9 protein-coding genes and 2 pseudogenes are annotated in these 15,093 nt (G+C 70.3%); 6 read left to right on the top strand and 5 right to left on the bottom strand.

Features of this window, described 5'->3' with window-relative positions:
* Window positions 1-830: 830 nt before the first annotated feature.
* On the top strand, window positions 831-1,730 hold the full coding sequence (locus tag CED_RS03180; RefSeq protein WP_035908580.1) for a universal stress protein: 900 nt from the start codon (window positions 831-833) through the stop codon (window positions 1,728-1,730).
* Between the two features lie 21 nt (window positions 1,731-1,751).
* Here the strand turns inward: CED_RS03180 and CED_RS03175 are convergent, their stop codons facing one another.
* Window positions 1,752-3,701, bottom strand: a complete 1,950-nt coding sequence (locus CED_RS03175) for a C2 family cysteine protease (RefSeq protein WP_023840015.1) — start codon at window positions 3,699-3,701, stop codon at window positions 1,752-1,754.
* Between the two features lie 214 nt (window positions 3,702-3,915).
* On the opposite strand from CED_RS03175, the pseudogene CED_RS03165 reads away from it, so the two are divergent.
* From CED_RS03165 to ahcY, 4 genes and pseudogenes are all read left to right on the top strand, one after another.
* A pseudogene (locus tag CED_RS03165) lies at window positions 3,916-5,133 on the top strand (acetyl-CoA C-acetyltransferase); the annotation flags it as partial.
* Entirely contained in the window at window positions 5,107-5,487 is a 381-nt protein-coding gene (locus tag CED_RS26010; RefSeq protein WP_369807777.1) for a DUF1918 domain-containing protein, read from the top strand. The pseudogene CED_RS03165 and the gene CED_RS26010, both read left to right, overlap by 27 nt.
* A gap of 223 nt (window positions 5,488-5,710) precedes the next feature.
* Window positions 5,711-8,380 (top strand): annotated as a pseudogene (locus tag CED_RS03160) (RND family transporter).
* Window positions 8,381-8,414: 34 nt separating this feature from the next.
* The gene (gene ahcY, locus CED_RS03155) at window positions 8,415-9,851 is read left to right on the top strand and encodes an adenosylhomocysteinase (protein ID WP_023840013.1); all 1,437 of its coding nucleotides are present in this window, start codon (window positions 8,415-8,417) and stop codon (window positions 9,849-9,851) included.
* Between the two features lie 100 nt (window positions 9,852-9,951).
* Here ahcY and CED_RS03150 read toward each other — a convergent pair whose 3' ends face one another.
* A complete protein-coding gene (locus CED_RS03150; protein WP_232234815.1) occupies window positions 9,952-10,389 on the bottom strand; it encodes a hypothetical protein in 438 nt (145 codons plus the stop codon).
* Window positions 10,390-11,074: 685 nt separating this feature from the next.
* Between CED_RS03150 and CED_RS03145 the strand changes: the two genes are divergently transcribed.
* Window positions 11,075-11,875 (top strand): peptidoglycan-binding domain-containing protein, encoded by an 801-nt coding sequence (locus CED_RS03145; RefSeq protein WP_035908578.1) that lies wholly within the window; start codon window positions 11,075-11,077, stop codon window positions 11,873-11,875.
* Window positions 11,876-11,920: 45 nt separating this feature from the next.
* On the opposite strand, the gene CED_RS03140 is transcribed toward CED_RS03145, so the two are convergent.
* The 3 genes from CED_RS03140 to CED_RS03130 all read right to left on the bottom strand — a co-directional run bounded on the left by CED_RS03140 (window position 11,921) and on the right by CED_RS03130 (window position 15,060).
* Entirely contained in the window at window positions 11,921-13,048 is a 1,128-nt protein-coding gene (locus CED_RS03140; protein ID WP_035908668.1) for a glycerate kinase, read from the bottom strand.
* Between the two features lie 25 nt (window positions 13,049-13,073).
* A complete protein-coding gene (gene add / locus CED_RS03135; RefSeq protein ID WP_011438812.1) occupies window positions 13,074-14,075 on the bottom strand; it encodes an adenosine deaminase in 1,002 nt (333 codons plus the stop codon).
* A gap of 148 nt (window positions 14,076-14,223) precedes the next feature.
* The gene (locus CED_RS03130) at window positions 14,224-15,060 is read right to left on the bottom strand and encodes an undecaprenyl-diphosphate phosphatase (RefSeq protein WP_035729072.1); all 837 of its coding nucleotides are present in this window, start codon (window positions 15,058-15,060) and stop codon (window positions 14,224-14,226) included.
* Window positions 15,061-15,093 lie beyond the last annotated feature (33 nt).

Raw genomic sequence — 15,093 nt, 5'->3', positions numbered from 1 at the left:
CCGGGCCATCCGGAAAGACCTCCCGAGCAGTTCTTCTCCCTGCCTTCAACCTCATCGGGTGACACCAGAAATCGATTTTTAATCCGTCATATTCAATTCCTTATTACCGCGTCACCCGGCGGGACTGCATCCCCGGGGAGGAGGACTCGGCGGCGTGGAGGATCCCCCCGCACCTCGCCGGAGGGATGGCCGGAGGGATGGCCGCCACGGTGACCGCGCCCGAGTACATCCTGCCCACGGCACGTGCGGAGGAAAGTCCGGGCGCGCTCACCGGTTGAACCGGCCCACCGGTATCCGGAACTACGACGGGACTCGGCGCACAAGAAAAATCGCCGGGAACCGGAACACCGGGAGAAACCGGACCGCCCGGTCACGGCATTCTTCGTCCTTGCCCGGCGAGGCCGGACGGGAACAGCCACCTCGCCCGATCGACCCGCCGCCACACAACGGACGCCAACCACCGTCACCGACAACAGAGATCGTGGACCTCCATTGTCGTACCTCGTCGTCTTATCGATCGATCACGGCAGGGGAGCGGCTGGCGCCCAGTGGCTTCCGGTCCGACGACGGGGTTACCGGGGACCGGTGACCCAACCATTCACCACTTCTCACCATGGATCACGCCGACGGGTGGGAAGGATGGTCCAACGTAGGGTTCACCTGGCCCGAACACACGAAAACAACACCGGAAGCTGTTGATCGGCGGGCAGCTCCACTCCACGTTGGCCTCCCCCGCGTTGGCCTCCCCCGCGTTGGCCTCCCCCGCGGGCGGACGGGGTTCCCGGCCGACCAGCCGGGTATCCCGGACCGGGCTTCGAAGGAGGCGGACGATGGCCGACATCGTGGTCGGGGTCGATGGTTCCGAGGGCTCCCACACGGCGCTGCGCTGGGCGTTCACCGAGGCGGAGTGGCAGGGGNGCGGCATCCAAGCCGTGATCGGCTTCGCCCGTGGTCCGGCCCAGCCCGGGATGCGTGCCGGCCTGGCGCAGGCGGCCGAGCGGACGCTGCACGAAACCGTGACGGCGGTCACGCCACCGGGATCGATCGTCTCCGTAACGGAGCAGGCCGTGGACCTGCCGGGTGCGGAGGCCCTGCTGACGGTCGGCCGCGACGCCCGCATGATCGTGGTCGGCGCCCGGGGGCAGGGGCTGCTGCACCGGCTGCGGATCGGGTCGGTCAGTGCCTCCGTCGCCGTACACGCCACGGTTCCGATCGTGATCGCCCGCGGTGACGTCGAGGCCGCGACCGCCGGCTCGGGCGCGACCCCGGCCGGCGCACCGTCCCGACCGTCCCGACCGTCCCGACCGATCGCCGTGGGTGTGGACGGCTCCCCCAACGCACTGTCGGCCCTCGCCTGGGCCGCCGGGGAGGCNGCACTGCGCGGGGTTCCGCTGATCGCCGTGCACGCCTGGCTCGCGGCGATCCCGTTGCCGTTCGCCGAGGCACCGGGGGAGATCACCCAGGCCCTGGAGGACCAGGCCCGGGCCGTGCTCGACGAGTCCATCGCGGGCGTCCGCGACCGCGGCCAGCTGCCGGCCGGACTAGACCTACGGGCCGTGGTGCTGCCCGCCTCGGCCACCCAGGCCTTGATCGTCAAGGGTCGCGAGTGCGATCTCGTCGTCGTCGGCGCCCGCGGTCACGGCGGCTTCGCCGAGCTGCTGCTGGGATCGGTCAGCCACCAGTGCATGCTTCACTGCCCCACCCCGGTGGCGATCATTCGGCAGCGGTAGCGGGGCGGCAGCCACCGACCGTTAACGGGTCGGGCCGTGCACGACCGCATGCGTATCCGGGAGGATCCCGTCCCAGGCGTACCACCGCTCGTTGTTCTGCCCGGGCGCCGGATCCCACGGATTACGCAGCAGCACCCGCCGGCGCGCCACGTCCACGGCGAGCAGGGTGTAGGCGTGCGCCGCGACGAGTCCGCCGGGCCGGGTTCGACGCCGGGTGGTCACGATCACCACCTCGCCGTCGGCGAGGAGCTCCCCGAGGGCGGGAACGGTCGCCTCGTGGGCGGCGAACACGTGCGCCGATCGCCCGGTGAGCGTCCGCAGGGCCGTCGCCGCATTTCCGAATTCGATGGCGGGATAGCCGCCGTGCAGCCGGGCGTAGGCCTTCTCGTACAGCGCCGGCCACAGCTCCGGCCGTCCCGCCGCGTCGTCGCCGTCCATCGCGACCTCCTCGTACCCAGCCGCACGCGACCGGGAGGTGCCCGGCGCCCGCGGCCCGGGTGCCTCGTCCTCCGATCGCCCGTACGGCGGCTGGACCCGACGAGCGGGCAGGCTGGCCGTGACGGTGACGCCCACGCCGGCGCCGGCCGGTCCGCGGGGGTGCATGATGATCGTGACAGTACCGTTGGGGTTGGCCCGCAGCCGCTCCGCGAGTAGTCCGGGATCCTGGCGGGCGATGCCGATCAGCGCCGCGACGAGGTAGCAGTCGGCGACGCCGCCCTGCCCCACATCGCTCGGGCTGATCCCGTCACGCACCGTCGGGTCGCCGGTGCGGTCGACCGCCACGACCTCGCCGGGGCGTCCGCGGACGACAGGGTAGCCGGGTTCGAGCCATGGGAAGGCCAGCAGGACGTCTCCGATCATGGCCGAGGAGGCCCCGGCGATCAGGGCGTCGGTGAGGTCGGCCAGCGCCGGCAGGTAACCAAGGATGCCGGGGCTCGGATTTTCGATCACCCGGGCGGCCACCGCGGCAAGGACCGCCAGAGGCCGGCCGCGCAGCCGGGAGATGACCGCCTGGCGCATCGCCGCGGACAGGCCAGCCAGCCGAACGCTGATCGCCGTCAGATCATTGACGGTCACCGTCGCCGGATCCGTGCCGATGCGGGCGACCAGCTCGGCCGCAGCGAAACGCGCCATCCGCCGGTCGATGCCGCGCGCCATGGCCGGCGCTCCGACAGCGACCGCGTGCAGTCCGAACCCGACGGGGTCGTCCCGTCCGGACGAGCCAGCCAGACCGAGCAGGCCAGCCGGAGCGGACGGTTTGCGCTCCCCGAACAGGCAGTGCGGATCGGACCAGTCCACGCCGCCGAACGGATCGGGCAGCCGGCTCAACCGTCCCCCGTCCGCGGCGACGGCTCGGGCCAGGGCGGCCGACCGGTCGCCCGCCGCCCGCAGGCGGTCGGACAGGACGCCCAGCAGGACCGGATCGAACAGAACGGTTTCGTCAATCGGGACCTTCACGGCGGGCCTGCCCCCAGCGTCGCCGGCATCGCCGGAGCCTCCGATAGCCCCGGGCAGGTCCTCCCTCCCCCCNGCATCGCCCTCGACGCCACCGGTGGCCAGTCCGTGCGCCAGCATCCACACCCGTGGGTCGTTCCCGACGCCGCCGGACGCGTCGAACCGGCGCAGCCGGGCGAGCTCGTCGGCGGATACCACGGCAGCCGCGCCTAGACCGAGGCGCAAGGCGTGGGCACGCTCGTCGTACCGCTCGGCGAGCCAGTCGAGCAGCCCGGCCCGATCGCGCAGCACCCCGGCGCCGACGTCAAGCGCCCGCTGCCAGTCGTCCAGCCGGGCGGCGCACCGGATCCGCCACGGTGACCGCCATGCCCGCGGGGTGTCGGCGGCACGCGCACCGGCCAGCACCCCGGCCACCTCCGGGACGAGTCGGCGCAGCCGGGCGGCGCACTCGCGCAGCTCGCCCGCGGCCGCGGCGAGGGCCGCGACATCACGGGGTGTACCAAGGTCTGCTCGCATCGGGCACGCCATCCGGCTCGCTGGCGACGGGATGATCAAAGCGTAACCCGACGGGTCCCCCTCGCCGCGTCGGCTCGGCCACCCGCGACCGCGGGCGCTCGTCCGCGTTAGGGTTTTGATCATTTGGCCGCAGGGACCACGGCCTCCGCGACCCTGCCGCCAAGAACACCGAGAACGCCAAGAACACCAAGAACACCGAGAACTGGGAGGGCATGTGACCGAGGCCGTTGTCGTCGCCGCAACCCGATCACCGATCGGGCGGGCGTTCAAGGGTTCGCTGCGGGGGATGCGGGCCGACGACCTCGCGGCCATCATCGTCCGGGCAGCCCTGGACCAGGTTCCGGCCCTCAACCCGGCCGACATCGACGATCTCATCCTCGGTTGCGGGCTACCCGGAGGCGAACAGGGACACAACATCAGCCGCGTCGTCGCCGTCAGCCTCGGGTTCGACACCGTTCCCGGCACGACGGTCTCCCGGTACTGCGCATCCTCCCTGCAGGCTCTGCGGATGGCTGCGCACGCCGTGCGCGCGGGAGAGGGTGACGCGTTCATCGCCGCCGGGGTGGAGGTCGTCAGCGGCTTCGTCAGGGGCAACAGNGACAGCCTGCCGGACACCCAGAACCCGCGCTACTGCGAGGCCCAGGCCCGTACGGCGGCCCGTGCCCAGGCGGGGTCCGCGCCCTGGACGAATCCCCGGGCGGCCGGCGAGCTGCCCGACGTCTACATCGCCATGGGGCAGACCGCCGAGAACGTGGCCCAGCTCGCGGGTGTGAGCCGCCTCGAACAGGACGAGTACGCCTGCCGCTCGCAGAACCTGACGGAGCGGGCCGTCGCGGACGGCTTCTTCAAGCGGGAGATCATTCCGGTGCCGCTGCCCGACGGCGGGGTGATCGACNGCGACGACAGTCCCCGGCCGGGAACCACGATGCGGGCGCTGGCCGCTCTCAGGCCGGTGTTCCGCCCGGACGGTACCGTCACGGCCGGCAACGCCTGCCCGCTCAACGACGGAGCCGCCGCGGTCATCGTCATGAGCGACACCAGGGCCCGCGAGCTCGGCATCACCCCGCTGGCCCGGATCGTCTCCACCGGCGTCAGCGCACTGTCACCGGAGATCATGGGCCTGGCCCCGGTGGAGGCGTCCCGGCGGGCCCTGGCCCGGGCGGGGATGACGATCGACGACGTCGACCTGGTAGAGCTGAACGAGGCGTTCGCGGCGCAGGTCATCCCGACCTACCGGGCGCTCGGGCTCGACGTCGCGAAGCTGAATGTGCACGGTGGCGCGATCGCGCTCGGTCACCCGTTCGGGATGACCGGCGCCCGGCTACTCACCACCCTGCTGAACGGACTACGCACCACCGACACGACCATCGGCCTGGAGACAATGTGCGTCGGCGGCGGGCAGGGCATGGCGCTGGTCGTCGAGCGGCTGTCCTGNACCGGGAGTTCGCGACCTTTCGGGCTTCGGGTCTGCCGCGACCGACGCTCCGTGCTAGGCAGAAAGAGCACGCGCATGCGATCGGTCACCGGAGCATCCAGGCAGAGCAGACCGGATCGCCCGGCAGGGAGGTCGACCATCATGATGTTCGCATCCGTCGGAGAGAGGTTCGTCGTCCACGGCCGCACGGTGGGCAGCCCGGAACGACACGGGACCGTGGTCGAGGTACGCGGCGAGGACGGAGGCCCGCCGTTCGTCGTGCGTTGGGATGACGGGCACGAGGGACTCTTCTTCCCGAGCTACGACTCGCTCGTCGAACTCCGACCGTCACGGGAGTCCGCGGGCGTCTGACCCCGGGCACGTCCGACCCCGGAGAGGATGGCGACGGTAGCCGAGCCCGGGGAGCCAGGCCCGGGGCGTGTTGATCGCCTGAAACATTTTCCGGCGAAATCGGCTGCCCCGGGGCCTTCAGGCGGTGTGACCTGCTGCGCTATACAGCNGGGACACAGCCGTCGGACCGACAGGTAACGCGCGTCGATCCGGAGGCAACGCGGATAACTCCGGAGCGTGACCGATGTCGACGCCTTCCCCCTCCACCGACGATCCAGCCGATCATCCCGGCCGGCCCGAACACCGGTCGGAGCCAGGCCGCACCTCGGAACCGGAGCACGGGTCGGGCCCGGACCGCCGGTCCGGGCCATCGGCGGCACTCGCCCGTATGGTCAGNNNNGTNNNTNNGNGNNNGGGCATCGTCGCCGTCGTGGCGCTGCTCGTCACCGCCGCCCTGGGGTTCGGAACCACCCGGCTGGAATTCACCACCGGCCAGGACAACTATCTGAACCCCGACTCCCAGGTTGCCCGGGACAACGTCGCCTACCAGTCCCTCTTCGGCGGCCAGGCGATGGTCACGCTGTTCACCCTGGACAAGGGCGAACGACTCGAGGACCTATTCACCAAGCGCAACATCAGCCAGTTCCGGGAGTTGCAGGCCAGCCTCGACGCCGATGACCGGATCGAATCGGTGATCACCCCGCTCACGGCGCTGGAGTTCACGAACAACCTGGTCACGAGCCCGGACGGCAATCCCGTCAACAGCCCCGCCGGGAAGATCCTGCTCGGTGCCCAGCGCCGCGATCCGGATCCGGTCTCCGCCCAGCGGCGCCTCGCCGACTCCGTCACGACACTGCGGCGGATGCAGGCGATCCCGGTGGCCGAGCGGGTCTACGACAACCCGGCCTGGGTCTCCTTCCTGCTCCGCGACAACACGGGTGCCATCCGTAAGTCGATCAAGCCGTTCTTCCCGACCGAATCCACCAGCCAGATGGTCACCCGACTGCGGGGCAACGCCTCCCTCACGACCGAGGGCCAGGCCGCGACCCTGGCCGAGAAGGCCGCGTCCGAACGCATGTTCGATAATGCGACAACGATGTCGACCGGGGCGCCCGCGCTGCTGCGCGACCTCAACGACTACCTGCGCGGCGGGTTCGTCACCCTCGGGGGCATCTCCCTGGCACTGATGGCCGGCCTGCTGCTCGTCGCCTTCGCGGTGCGCTGGCGGCTGCTCCCGCTCGGCGTCGTCGCCGTCGGCCTCATCTGGGCGTTCGGCCTCGCCGGCTACGCGGGTGTCCCGCTGTCGGTGGTGACCATCTCCGGTCTGCCGGTGCTGCTCGGCGTCGGCATCGACTTCGCCGTCCAGCTCCACAGCCGGGTGGAGGAGGAGGCCCAACTGGCCCGGGCCGGCCATCCCGTCACCGCGGCCCTGGCCGGGCTGCTGCCCGCGCTGAGTGTCGCCACCGTCGCCGCGGTGCTGTCCTTCCTCGCGCTGGAGTTCAGCGACGTCCCGATGATCCGGGACTTCGGCACGCTGCTCGCCCTGGGCCTGCCGGTGATCGTCATCGCCACGATCCTGTTCCTCACCGCCTCGTTGGGCCTGCGGGAACGTCGCCGGCCGACCCCCCCGAAGGACTACACCCACGGCCCGCTGGGTCGGACGGTGATCACCCTGGGGTCCCTGCCACGGATCACCGCGCTCCCGCTCGTCGCCGTGTCCGTCGCGGTCTTCGCCGTCGGGATCGTCACCGACGGCACACTGAAGATCCAGACCGATCCGGAGAAATGGGTCGACCAGCAGGGTCAGGTCATCAAGAACATCAACACGCTGCGCGCGAGCACCGGATCCGCCAGCGAGCTGGGCATCTACGTCCAGTCACCGAACGTCTTCGACGACGCCACCGTCGCCTTCCTCGCCGAGTTCGCGAACACCCGGCTCGCGAAGGACCCGGCCGACCTGCTGACCGCGTCGAGCCTCGTCACGACCATCAGCTTCATGATGGAGGTGCCGAACACGACGGTCGTCCTGCCGACGGGTCAGGACGTCCGGCTCGGCTACGCCGCGGCACCGCCCGACCTCCAGCGCGCCACGGTGAACCTGGCCCACAACGCGCTCAACCTCGTCTTCCGTACCGGATCGGGCTCGTTGGAACGGCAGGCCGCAATCGTCGACGACATCCGGGACACGGTCCATCCGCCGCAAGGGGTACGCGCCACCCCGTCGGGCCTCGTCGTGGTCGGCACCGGGCTGCTGGAGAACTTCACGAAGAACCGGACCCAGCTGACCTACTTCGCGCTGGTCGGCGTCCTGCTCATGCTGCTGGTCTGGCACCGCAGCATCGTCCGGGCGGTCCTGTCGCTGGTGCCGGTGCTGATCGCGGTCGGGCTCAGCTCCATGATCGCCTGGCTGGTCGGCGTCGATCTCAGCCCGCTCACCGCGGTCGGCGGCCCGCTCGTCATCGCGCTGGGCAGCGAGTTCACCACCCTGCTCGTGCTTCGCCACCTGGAAGAGCGTCGACGCGGCCTGACGCCGAAGGAGGCCGTCGACCAGACCGCGGCCCGCACCGGACGCGCCTTCGTGGTCTCCGCGCTCGCCGCCGTGATCGGGGTCGCCGTCCTGGCCTTCAGCTCCCTACCGCTGCTGCGTGACTTCGGTCTGCTGGTCGCCCTCAACGTCGCCATCGCCCTGCTGTCCGCGCTGGTCGTCCTCCCACCCCTGTTGATCTGGGCGGACGAACGCGGCTGGGTGCACCAGCCGCGCCAGGACGACCCGGGCCCGGCGGTCGACAGAACCGGACCGGGTCTTCGTCAACACGGCGACATGTGGGACGCTCAAGAAACCCGTTCCAAGGCCGGCGCATCACGGCCGCGGCCGATGGCGGGTGGAAACCGGGACGAGACATCCGCCGTATAGGCTCGGCAGCCGCCCGAGCGTCGAAGGAGAGGGCATGAGTTTCGAGTTCAAGGTCGCGGATCTCGCACTGGCCGAGTTCGGCCGCAAGGAGATCCGGCTTGCCGAGCACGAGATGCCCGGCCTCATGGCCACCCGGGCGGAATACGCGGCCAGCCAGCCCCTCAGGGGCGCCCGCATCATGGGCTCCCTGCACATGACAATTCAGACCGCGGTGCTGATCGAGACCTTGGTAGCGCTCGGCGCCGACGTCCGTTGGGTCTCCTGCAACATCTTCTCCACCCAGGACCACGCGGCCGCCGCCGTCGTCGTCGGGCCGAACGGCAGCAAGGACGACCCGCGGGGCGTGCCGGTCTTCGCCTGGAAGGGCGAGACCCTCGAGGAGTACTGGTGGTGCACGGACCAGGCGCTGGCCTGGCCGGACGGCGGCACCCCGAACATGATCCTCGACGACGGCGGCGACGCGACCCTGCTCGTCCACAAGGGCGCCCAGTTCGAGGCGGCCGGCGCGGTCCCCGCGACGGACGCCGCGGACGGCGAGGAGTACGCGATCGTCCTGGAGACCCTGCGCCGCACCATCGCGCAGAAGCCGGGTCGGTGGACCGAGACCGCGAAGAACATCAAGGGCGTCACCGAGGAGACCACGACCGGCGTGCACCGTCTCTATGAGATGGCGAAGGCCGGCACGCTGGCATTCCCGGCGATCAACGTCAACGACTCGGTGACGAAGTCGAAGTTCGACAACAAGTACGGCTGCCGCCACTCCGTCATCGACGGTCTCAACCGCGCCACCGACGTGCTCATCGGCGGCAAGGTCGCCGTGGTGTGCGGCTACGGTGACGTCGGCAAGGGCTGTGCGGACGCGCTGCGCGGCCAGGGAGCCCGGGTGATCGTCACCGAGATCGACCCGATCTGCGCCCTGCAGGCCGCGATGGACGGTTTCCAGGTCACCACCCTGGAGGACGTCGTCGCGACGGCGGACATCTTCGTCACCACGACCGGCAACTTCAACATCATCCATGCCGAGCACATGGCTGCGATGAAGCACCAGGCGATCGTGTCGAACATCGGGCACTTCGACAACGAGATCGACATGGCCGGCCTGGCCAGGACCCCCGGCATCGAGAAGATCAACATCAAGCCGCAGGTCGACGAGTGGGTGTTCCCGGACGGCCACTCGATCATCGTGTTGGCCGAGGGCCGGCTGATGAACCTCGGTTGCGCCACCGGACATCCGAGCTTCGTGATGTCGAACAGCTTCACCAACCAGGTGATCGCGCAGATCGAGCTGTTCACGAAGACCGAAAACTACCCCGTCGGGGTATACGTGCTGCCCAAGCACCTCGACGAGAAGGTCGCCCGGCTGCACCTCGACGCGCTGGGCGTGAGGCTCACCCAGCTGACCAAGCAGCAGGCGGACTACATCGGCGTGCCCGTCGAGGGTCCGTACAAGGCCGACCACTACCGCTACTGATCGGTCCGGTCCTCTCGCGCCGATTCCGGTTAATCCGATTAATCCGATCGACCGGATTCGGCGCTTCGACCTGAATCGGCGCTTCGCCGGCCGGGATCGGTCAGCGTCTCCTGGACGACCAGCAAACCGACGTCCACGACGGGTCGCTCAGGTCGTCCAGGCTGTACCAGCCGGCCGGCAGGTAGGTCCCCCAGGTCGCCGACGGGACGTCGGCGCTCGCCCGGTCCGGTACCGCGGGCCTGCGCACACCGAAGGTCGCGTCGCCGCCGGGGCAGCTCAGGTGCCCGAACCTGAAGATCGGCTCGCCGGCCTCCTCACCCCGGCCGGGACCGGTCCGGCACAGCGATGCCGTGGCCGGCGGCCACAACGAGGCGACATGGACGTAGAAACCGGCGTCGAGATACGTCGCGGGTCTGTTCGGCTCTCCGGCCGCCGCCGGCACACCGACCTCCGTCGCCTGCCCGCCCGGGCAGCTCGCCCAGGTCGCTCCACCGGCCTGCGCGGCGCCCGCGTTCACCAGAGCCAGGATGCCGCTCACCGCGAGGGTCGCCCCGGCGGTGGTCAGAGTGGCCAGGGTGGTCCGGGTCGCGCCGCCGCGCCGGCCCGCCCGCCGGGAACCGCGCCGCGCGGGACGACACCCTCCGGACGCAGCCGCTTCCGGTGCTCCCGGCGCTCCGGAGGATAACGGCCGTCCGACTCGTCGCGGGGAAGATACGGCATACCGCATTGAATGCCTCCTTCTCGAGCCCGGCTGCGGGTCGATCATGCGGTAGAAGGATACAGGCGCTAGAACGATACAGGCGGTAGAACCATATAGGCGGCATCGAAACACGGGCTCCGCCGCCCGGTCCGCGGTTCCCGCAAACATCCGCAAAAAACAGTCAGTATGCCCCTCGATACCGAGGGTTGACGAGGCGTCGAAGGGATGGCGGCTCGCGGCGGCGTCGGCTGTCCGTGCCTGGGGCGCACCACCGAACCGGGTCGGGCCCCTGTCAGGGATCCAGCGGGAGGGTTTCCACTCACCATATGTCCGGGCATACCGCCCCGATGCGGACCTCTCCGCAGCAGCCCGGCACTATGGCCATGCTGGTACTCCGGCTGGAAACTATGACTGTAGCGGTCAACCGACCTGATGACCCCATGAACAGGAAGCGGCCCGGAATCGTGATTTCCCAGACGAGGATCTGTCGCGGCGACACACGTGGGAAGGAGAGCCGGTAGCGATGGCNCCGNCCTTGTACCCGCCGGCCCGCTTCCGTCCGGTGCGGAACACGACCGGAGTGATGATCCAACCCACCCGAGGCCTCATCCCGCACGTCCAGGTGGGCGGCGGCTCCCTGTTCGGCTGGTTCGACAACCCCGCCAGCCAGGTCAGCTCACACCTGTGGCTGTCGAGGAGCGGCGACTTCGAGCAGTACGTTCCTTTNGACCGGAGGGCCTGGGCCCAGGCGGCAGGAAATCCATACTGGATCTCCTGCGAATGCGAAGGGTACGAGACCGAGGACTACACACCCCTACAAATCATCCGGCTCGGCGAGCTCTTTCAGTGGGGGATGCGGGAGTTCGGATGGCAGGAAGAGATCACCGACTCTCCCGCCGGTTACGGTATCGGTACCCACCGGATGGGCGGCCAGGCGTGGGGGGGGCACAATTGCCCGGGTGACATCCGGGCCAACCGACGCCGGGACATCCTCGCCGCCGCGCGGCATAACGGAGTCGGCGCAGCCGCCGATCCCCGGCACCGTTACGACGACCGTCCGACCCTGCGGGAGGGATCGCGTGGTCNGGACGTCGTGGAGCTCCAGAACGCCCTGAACATCATCTTTGGCCATGAGGCCCCCACCGGTGATCCCAACCGGATAACGCCGGATGGCGTGTACGGGCCACGGACCACTGCCCGGGTGGCCTCCCTACAGCGCTACGCCGCGCCGTGGTTCGGCCGCATCCCGGACGACGGGGTCTGCGGGCCCAACACCTGGCGTAAGATCGGTTACCTCCTCACCGGGATGAACCGCCGGGTCTGACCCACAGACCGGGCCCGGCCGCTCCCCCGCACCGGGCGCTCCCGCTCACCGGGCGGTCGTGACCCGGCGGGCCAGCTCGGCGCCGGCCCTCCGCAGCCACCGGAGCGGCTCGGCCATCGCCATGGCCGGCCCCCCGGCGAGATCGACGAGGGCGATCTCGGCCCGGACCCCCTCCGCTCGGGGGGCGTCAACCCGCCCAGCCACCAGGAGCACGGGCACCTCGGCGTCCCGCGCCAGCGCGAGGACTCCGCCGACCACCTTGCCGGACAACGAGGTGCGGTCGAACCTGCCCTCGCCGGTCACCACCCAGTCGGCGCCGGCAAGGGCCGCCGGCAGGCCCGCCGCCTGGATGATCGTCGGCAGGCCGGGGACCACCTCGGCTCCCCAGGCCGCGGCGAGGCCGTAGGCGGTGCCGCCGGCAGCCCCGGCTCCCGCGGCGTCGGGAGCACCACCCAACAGGTGGGCGAGCCGGCGCAGCCCCTCCTCCAGCCGGGTGATGTCCGCGGGTCCGGCACCCTTCTGCGGCCCGAATACGGCGGCGGCGCCGGCAGGGCCCAGCAGGGGCGCGTCGACGTCGACGAGACAGTACGCTCCCCCGGCCGGCGCCGGCCGCAACCCGGTCAGATCGATGTGCGCGAGCGACGTGAGGGCGCCGCCGCCGACGGCCAACGGCCGGCCGGCCGCGTCGAGGAACCGGGCACCCAACGCGGCGAGGGCACCGGTACCACCGTCGGTCGAGGCGGAACCGCCCAAAGTGATGAGAACGCGGTCGACTCCGGCGTCGATCGCGGCGGCGACCAACTCGCCGAGGCCCACGGTCTGCGCGCCCAACGGATCGAGTTCCCGCATCAGCGGCAACCCGCTCGCCCTCGCCAGTTCGATCACTGCGGTGCCATCGGGCAGCGACAGCCATTCGGCGTCGTGGCCCCGCCCGTCCGGACCAGTCACCCGTGCCGGGTGCCGCTCCGACCCGGGTACGCCGACGGCGAAGACGTCGAGGGTGCCCTCGCCACCGTCGGCGATCGGTACTCCCACGACCTGATCGCGGGGCCGCTCGGAGCGCCAGCCCGCGCCCAGCGCCGCGACCACCTCGGCCGCGGTCGCCGATCCCTTGAACGAGTCGGGTGCGAGGACCACCCGCGCGGGCCGGTGGGGGGACGGTACCCCCGTCATCGGAGCGTCACCGGCCGTCGGAGCGTCACCGGCCGTCGAGACATCCCGCGTCGGCGAGCCACGCATCGATGCCGGCGAGGGCCGCCGTCCGCACCTCGATCGGCGCGGCTCCGGATTCCACCGAGCTGCGGGCGCAGGCGGCCAGTTCCTCGTCGGTCAGGCCCAGCGCCGATCGGCACAGCTCGTACTCCTCCAGACAGGTGGGCCCGAACAGCAGCGGGTCGTCGGCGTTGATCGAGCATCGCACCCCGGCCCGCAGCAGGGCCGGAAGCGGATGTTCGGCCATCGACGGGACGACCGAGAGCAGCAGGTTGGACGTCGGGCAGACATCGAGGCAGGTCCCTCGTTCGAGGAGGGTGTCGACGAGTCGGGGATCCTCCATGGCGCGGATACCGTGCTGGAGACGATCGGCATCCAGGGTCTCGATGGCGCCACGCACCGACGCGGGACCGTCGAGTTCCCCGGCGTGGGGGGTCGAGAGCAACCCGCCGTCGCGCGCGATCCGGAACGCCGCCATGAACGGCTCCGGCGGCCAGCCGTTCTCGTCGTTGTGCAGCCCTAGGCCGACGATGCCCCGATCGGCGTAACGCAGGGCCAACCGGGCCACGGAGACGGCCTGTTCGGGGGAGTCGAAGACCCGGTCGACGGCCGCCATCCAGCGGACGGTCACCCCGTACCGCGCGCCGACCTGATCCGATCGGGCCAGCACCGTCTCCCAGGCGGCCTCCGCGCTCCCGAAGACGCCTAGATGAACGTACGGCCAGAAGCTGGGTTCGAGGTAGGTGACGCCCTCATCCGCGGCATCGATGATCATTTCGTCGACGAGACGTTCGAAGTCCTCGGGCCGGCGGAAGACCGGCAGGATGCCGGCGATCACTTCGCTGAAGCCCCCGAACTCGGTAAACCCCGTGGTGCGGGGAGTCGGAACGCCCGCGGCGGCGGCCAGGTCGGCCAGTGTCGACGGCCGCATCCCCAGCTCGAAATGCAGATGCAGATGGCCCTTGGGCAGCGAACGCAGATCCCGCATCACAGTCCTTCCTCCGTGGCCGCGCGGCCGGCGGTCTCCCCATCCCGTGGGGACAACCACGAACCCGCAAGACGGTGGATTGAAACTTACGTGGTCGAGCCGCCCCGCGGGAGCCGGACGAAGATGGTCGCCGGCTCAGGTCGCCGGCTCAGGTCGCCGAGACGATCCCAGTGGCCACGAGGAAGAGCACGGTGGCACCGAGCGCCAGCCGGTAACCGATGAAAACGCTGTAGCTGTGTCTGGCAATGAACTTCAACAGCCAGGCGATCGCGACGTAGGCGACGGCAAAGCTGACCACGGTCGCGATGATCGTCGCCGGCCAGCCCACCCCGTCGGCGATGTCGTCGGACTTCGTGAGGACCTGCAGCGCCGCGGCCGCCATCAGGGCCGGGATGGACAGGAAGAAGGACAGCCGGGTCACCGCCNCCCGGTCCAGGCCACGCAGCAACCCCGCCGACATGGTCGCCCCGGATCGCGAGATACCCGGGATCAGCGCCATGCACTGCACGATGCCGATCACCAGGGTGTCCTTCCACGTCACGTCCTCCTCGTGACGTTTCTGGGTACCGACGTGGTCCGCGTACCCCATCACCCCGCTCCAGAGGATCAGCGCACCGCCGACGAACCACAGGCTGCGTAGCGTGGTCTCGATCTGATCCTTGAAGGCCACCCCGACCAGGCCGATGGGAATCGATCCGAGAATGACGGCCCAGCCGAACCGGTAATCCGGATGCTCCCGCCAGGCGGGATCGCGCACACCGCGGCCCCACGCCGCCAGAAGGCGCCGGAAATCATGCCGGAAGTAAAGCAGGGTGGCGAAGACCGCACCGACCTGGATGATCGCGGTGAAAGCGGTGATGTCCGGGTCGTCGATGTCGTGGCCGAGCAGCTTCTCCAAAATTGTCAGATGTCCGGTGCTGGACACCGGCAGAAATTCCGTCAGCCCCTCGACCGCGCCGAGAAACACCGCTTCCAGGACGTTCACATGGACCCTTCCGCACCGGTACACGCCACCTGC

It is taken from the genome of Frankia sp. CeD (assembly GCF_000732115.1).
GTDB lineage: Bacteria > Actinomycetota > Actinomycetes > Frankiales > Frankiaceae > Frankia > Frankia casuarinae.
This window is presented reverse-complemented; position numbering and strand designations above follow the sequence as displayed.

Bases quoted from the DNA above. Each gene is read 5' to 3' on its own strand.
- ahcY (WP_023840013.1), top strand. From the start codon at position 8,415: ATGAGTTTCGAGTTCAAGGTCGCGGATCTCGCACTGGCCGAGTTCGGC.
- CED_RS03140 (WP_035908668.1), bottom strand. From the start codon at position 13,048: ATGACGGGGGTACCGTCCCCCCACCGGCCCGCGCGGGTGGTCCTCGCA.
- add (WP_011438812.1), bottom strand. From the start codon at position 14,075: ATGCGGGATCTGCGTTCGCTGCCCAAGGGCCATCTGCATCTGCATTTC.